This window comes from Pseudomonas sp. EL_65y_Pfl1_R83, assembly GCF_963970695.1.
Classification (GTDB): Bacteria; Pseudomonadota; Gammaproteobacteria; order Pseudomonadales; family Pseudomonadaceae; genus Aquipseudomonas; species Aquipseudomonas tritici.
This window is the reverse complement of record NZ_CAXAQI010000279.1, coordinates 1-503: the sequence shown is the minus strand read 5'-3', so window position 1 is coordinate 503 and position 503 is coordinate 1. Positions and strand designations below refer to the sequence as shown.

Here is a 503-nt window from a genome sequence, read left to right as displayed (position 1 = left end):
AGAAATCCGTCTCGACGCCGAGCACCACGCGCGACGGCAACATGACATTGTAGCCGGCCTGCAGGCCGAACAGATAGCTGCCGGTGCCCTTGAAGGCGTCATACGAGTTGAACAGGCGGGTCGATCCACTCGCCGTCGACAGGGCGTCGCTTGCGCTCCAGCCTGACCAGCCGTACGCGTATCCGAAGTGTCCGCCCAGATAAAGGCCGGTCCACTCCGCAACATCAGGCTTCGGCGCCTTGGTCGGATAGGACTCGGCCGCGCCGGCCGCAACGGGCATGGCAAGGGCGAGTCCCGCGACTGCGCTGGTCAGACATATCCGCTTCATTTCGCTCAAGAGCCTTATCCAAGGTCGTGCTTTAACCAGCGGAGAAACCTCTCGCCGCTTCCTGCATTCGCGCGTGACAAAGTTGCAACTATGGCTTCATCGAATCTGTCGAAGACGGCTCATCGATCGTGGTCGAACCTAGAAGTTGGAATTGAAGCGCAGCTTCAAATCCGAT

The 503-nt window shown here is 59.6% G+C and carries 1 pseudogene; it reads right to left on the bottom strand.

The window, feature by feature from the left end:
• A pseudogene (locus tag AACY08_RS28865) lies at positions 1 to 337 on the bottom strand (hypothetical protein); the annotation flags it as partial.
• Positions 338 to 503: the final 166 nt, after the last annotated feature.